At 67.9% G+C, this 3,888-nt stretch carries 5 protein-coding genes; 2 read left to right on the top strand and 3 right to left on the bottom strand.

The genetic code is table 11. The annotated features are described in order from the left end of the window. Positions 1-424 precede the first annotated feature (424 nt). Positions 425-1,471, bottom strand: a complete 1,047-nt coding sequence (locus tag ACREE8_RS03575; protein WP_431571604.1) for a helix-turn-helix transcriptional regulator — start codon at positions 1,469-1,471, stop codon at positions 425-427. A 183-nt stretch (positions 1,472-1,654) separates the two neighbouring features. Here ACREE8_RS03575 and ACREE8_RS03580 point away from each other — a divergent pair, with 183 nt between their 5' ends. Beyond that, positions 1,655-2,086, top strand: a complete 432-nt coding sequence (locus ACREE8_RS03580; RefSeq protein WP_431571605.1) for a YMGG-like glycine zipper-containing protein — start codon at positions 1,655-1,657, stop codon at positions 2,084-2,086. A 17-nt stretch (positions 2,087-2,103) separates the two neighbouring features. Then, complete coding sequence (locus ACREE8_RS03585; protein ID WP_431571606.1) at positions 2,104-2,514, top strand: hypothetical protein; 411 nt, start codon at positions 2,104-2,106, stop codon at positions 2,512-2,514. 23 nt (positions 2,515-2,537) lie between these two features. Here ACREE8_RS03585 and ACREE8_RS03590 read toward each other — a convergent pair whose 3' ends face one another. Together ACREE8_RS03590 and ACREE8_RS03595 are read right to left on the bottom strand one after the other, a co-directional pair. Then, the gene (locus ACREE8_RS03590) at positions 2,538-3,437 is read right to left on the bottom strand and encodes a DUF1289 domain-containing protein (RefSeq protein WP_431571607.1); all 900 of its coding nucleotides are present in this window, start codon (positions 3,435-3,437) and stop codon (positions 2,538-2,540) included. A gap of 94 nt (positions 3,438-3,531) precedes the next feature. Next, complete coding sequence (locus ACREE8_RS03595) at positions 3,532-3,786, bottom strand: GIY-YIG nuclease family protein (protein WP_431571608.1); 255 nt, start codon at positions 3,784-3,786, stop codon at positions 3,532-3,534. Between the last annotated feature and the right edge of the window lie 102 nt (positions 3,787-3,888).

Here is a 3,888-nt window from a genome sequence, read left to right on the forward strand (position 1 = left end):
CGGTAATAGGGCGCGGAGAGCGTGTAGGAGCGCTCGGGATCGAGGCTGAAGCCCTCGAGCTTCGGCTGGCGGAGCGCGGGTTCGTCTCTCGGCATGGCGTCCTCTCCCAGGAACCGGCAATGCCGTCGGCACTGCCATTTCAACGTTGGCCATTATCGAGGAGCGGACACCCGTCACAATGGTGCCTCGGGGAACCATGGGGAAGGACCTTCATGTCGAGTTCTGCGCGTCAGCCCTCCCCCTACCCCCTCCCGTAAGGGGAGGGGGCGTGGATTTTTCCTTCTTCGCTTCACTTTTGTCGCGAATGAGAAATGTGCGTGGTCTCACATTTTTCTAGCCCCCTCCCCTTGCGGGAGGGGGGTTGGGGGAGGGGTGATCCCACGCGATGATCGATTCCCAAGCGCCAGCGGTCGGCCGAAGGAATCTAGATCGCCGGTGACTCCGGCATCAGCGCGCGCATGAAGAGCAGGAACACCTCGCGTTCCGAGGTGATATCGAGCTTGTAATAGAGCCGGCGCCGGTGGTTTTTCACCGTGCCGCGCCCGATCTTGAGCTTTCGCGCGATCTCGCTCGAGGGATAGCCCTGCAGGATGAGAGCCACGATATCGCGCTCCCGACGCGTCAGCTCGACACCCAGCATCGCGGTCGGGTCGCCCGCGCGTGGTGCGGGCTGCGGGGCCAGGCCCTGGGTCTCGAGCGCGATCATCCGGCCCGCGGGCGCCAGCGGAAAATCGGCGCTCAATGCCTCGGCATGGAGGACGCGGCCATCGGCGAGGAAGAGCCGCGCCTCCGCACCCTTCGCGAGTCCCTCGATCGACGTGGCGATCTCCGGATCGGCGCGCTCGGCCTCCTGCCAGTCCTTGTCGGCAAAGACGCGATGGCCCGAGCGGTCGAGCAGCAGGGTTGCGCGCGGCAAATGCAATCCCGGCTTGCCCGCATTGAATCGCAGATCGAGGAAGATCCGGGCGATATGAGCGTCATGCAGACCTGCGGCGGCCGGATAGATCGCTTCGGCGCGCTCGATCTCGCGCGCCGGGAAGCGGCCTTTCGACCGCTCGATGAAGAGGCCGATGGCGGAATGGCCGACATTGGGCAGGAAGAGGCCCAGCTCGTCGGCGATGTCCGCCTGGCGCTGGAAGAAGCGGTGATAGTCGCCCCGCCGCAGATCGGCCGAGGCGACGGACCGATAGGGCACCACGCCGCAGCGCCGATGCTCGCGCCAATGGCGATAGAAGGGGTCGAAGCGATAGAAGCCGGTGAGATAGAGATCGGCCAGCCGCTCCGGGAATTTCTCGCGATGCAGGAAATCGGGCGCCGCATAGCGCGGATAGCGCATGACCATGGCCATGTCATGCGGGATGGCGTGGCCCAGCAGATGCAGCAGATGGCGATAGAAGCTGTCGGTGCCGATCGCGCCTGCGGCCTTGCCCACCAGCTCGAGCATCGTGGCATCGGTCGTTCGCGACGTCATGGCTCCCCGCCCGGATTGGCGGCGCCGATCCTCATTGATCCGACCGCTCCCGGTCAAGCATAGGGAAAACGGCCGGTCCCTGGCGCGAAAAGACAAGGCGGGGCGCAAAGACTCGGGGGCCATGCGCGTGATAGCCTTTCCGGCGACAGGTTTTCCCTGACGCCATGATCCGGAGAGGCGCCGATGCGGACAGGAATTCGATCGCTGATGCTGATCGTGCTGACGGCGACCCTGGCGACGCCGCTGGCGGCCCAACAGATGTATGTCTATCCCGCCAAGGGCCAGAGCGCCGAACAGCAGGCCAAGGACACGCAGGAATGCCAGGGCTGGGCGGTGCAGCAGGCCGGCAGTCCCTATGGCACCACCGCCAGCCAGCCCAGCGGCGGGTTGGTCCGGGGTGCCGCCGGCGGCGCGGCCATCGGTGCGGTCGGCGGCGCCATCGCCGGCAACGCGGGCCAGGGGGCCGCGATCGGCGCGGCGACGGGCGCCCTCTTCGGCGGCATCCGCCAGCATCGCCAGCGCAGTCAGGTCGCGAGCCAGCAGCAGAACCAGGCCGACGCCTATAACCGCGCCCTGGCCGCCTGCCTGCAGGGCCGCGGCTACACCGTCAATTGAGGGACCGGAGAAAACGCATGCGACGGAACCCACTCGCGTTGTTCGTGGCCGCCCTGACGACCGTCTCCAGCGTCGCCTGGGCGGCCGGCATCGATCCGGCCAAATCGGCGATTTGCGCCAACACCGACACCTTCGAATGCGTCCCGGGCGAGAACTGCATCGCAGACACGCCCGAGGGCATCAACCTGCCGCGATTCTTCCGGATCGATTTCGCCGCCAAGAAGGCCTATGGCGAGCGCGAGGATGGCGAGAAGACGACCGCCATCATCACGAACCAGACGATCGAGGAAGGCCGGATCGTGATGCAGGGCGTGCAGAGCGGCAATGGCTGGACCGCGACGATCGATCAGGCGACCGGCAAGATGTCGCTGGCGATCAGTGCCGACGGGGTCGGGTTCGTCATCTTCGGCGCCTGCACGCAGATGTGAGCGGCGGCGCGCCCGAGCGCGCTTCAATCGTTGGCAGGCGGGCTCGGATAGAAGATGGCCCCCGGCGCATAAGCCTCGGGCAGCTCGAAGCCGGGGCCCATCTCGCGCCCCATCGCCAGCAGGTCCGGCAGCAGATGAGTGTGCGGGCCCGGGATGGAAGCGGCCCCCGGCGGTGGAATCGGCGTCCGCACCTCGGCGCGGCCCAGGGCGGATTCGACCACACGCACCGGGCTTTCGCGCAGGATGGCAGCGCCGACCGCCGGGAGATAGTTCGGCCAGCTCTGCCCCAGGGCCGGCGTCAACGTCTCGACCAGGGCAGCCTTGTCGGTGCGGATGCAGAAGCGGGTGATGGTCCGGCGCAGACCCAGATCATAGAGACCCTGTCCGCGATCCTGGGGAAGGATCGCCGCGCGGTCGGCCCCCAGCGCTGAAAGTCCGCTGGCGACAGGCAGGCCCGCCCGCAGCCGCGCCACCACCAGGAAAATCGCGCGCAGATCCTGCTGGCCCGGCGTCTCATAGAGCGCCAGCGCGCGGACCGCGTCGCCGATCCGGAGCCGCAGCGCCCCACGATCGGTGCGGGCCGTGACCCTCTCGCCGTCGACGGCGATCTCGCAATCCTCGCCGGCCTCGGCGCGAAACTCGGCGACGCCGCCATAGCAGCCGATTGCCCAGCTGCCTTCGCGGCTGCGCAGCTTGCCGGCGACGAAAGCCAGGATCTCGGACGGCGTCCAGGGCAGCCGCGCCAGGGTCAGGCCGAGGCGCTCGAAGCGCGCCGGAAGAGCTGCCCAGATGCGCCGGCGCTGCGCCTCGCCGGTCTCGCGCCAGATCGCGATCTCCTCGCCGGTGCGCGCGCAGCCGAGACAGAGCCCCGTGCTCTCATCCATGCGGCAGATGCCGACGCAGGGGCTGGGGATCGAGATCATCGCCAAGACAAGGGCACCCGCTGGAGGGAGAGCAATTCGCGATCCCCCATCTTACCAAATGGCGCCGCGGATCCCATGGCCTGCGCGCGACGGGTCACGGACGCAATGCGCCCGCCAGGAGGGATCGAAACTTCCGGTCGCGCTTCAGATGCCATTCGCGGCTCATGGCTTCGGGCGGCGTCTCGCAGCGTTCGGCATAGAGCAGCACCCAGTCGCGACCGCGCGTCGATTTGGCACCGGTGCCGCTGTTATGCTGCTCGAGGCGCCGGTCCAGATCGAGGGTCCAGCCGACATAGGTCCGGCAATCGCGCCGGCGCCGGCTGCCCAGGACATAGACATAGCCCGGCATGGTCCTCACGCCCCTTCGATTTCTTCCCGCTTGAGCTCGAGCTCGAGCCATTCATGCTCGGCCGCCGCCAGCGCCGCCTCGCGTTCGTGCAGGCCCGCCGCC

The organism is Hypericibacter sp., from assembly GCF_050729195.1.
GTDB lineage: Bacteria > Pseudomonadota > Alphaproteobacteria > Dongiales > Dongiaceae > Hypericibacter.

Bases quoted from the DNA above. Each gene is read 5' to 3' on its own strand.
- ACREE8_RS03590 (WP_431571607.1), bottom strand. From the start codon at position 3,437: ATGATCTCGATCCCCAGCCCCTGCGTCGGCATCTGCCGCATGGATGAG.
- ACREE8_RS03585 (WP_431571606.1), top strand. From the start codon at position 2,104: ATGCGACGGAACCCACTCGCGTTGTTCGTGGCCGCCCTGACGACCGTC.
- ACREE8_RS03580 (WP_431571605.1), top strand. From the start codon at position 1,655: ATGCGGACAGGAATTCGATCGCTGATGCTGATCGTGCTGACGGCGACC.
- ACREE8_RS03575 (WP_431571604.1), bottom strand. From the start codon at position 1,471: ATGACGTCGCGAACGACCGATGCCACGATGCTCGAGCTGGTGGGCAAG.
- ACREE8_RS03595 (WP_431571608.1), bottom strand. From the start codon at position 3,786: ATGCCGGGCTATGTCTATGTCCTGGGCAGCCGGCGCCGGCGCGATTGC.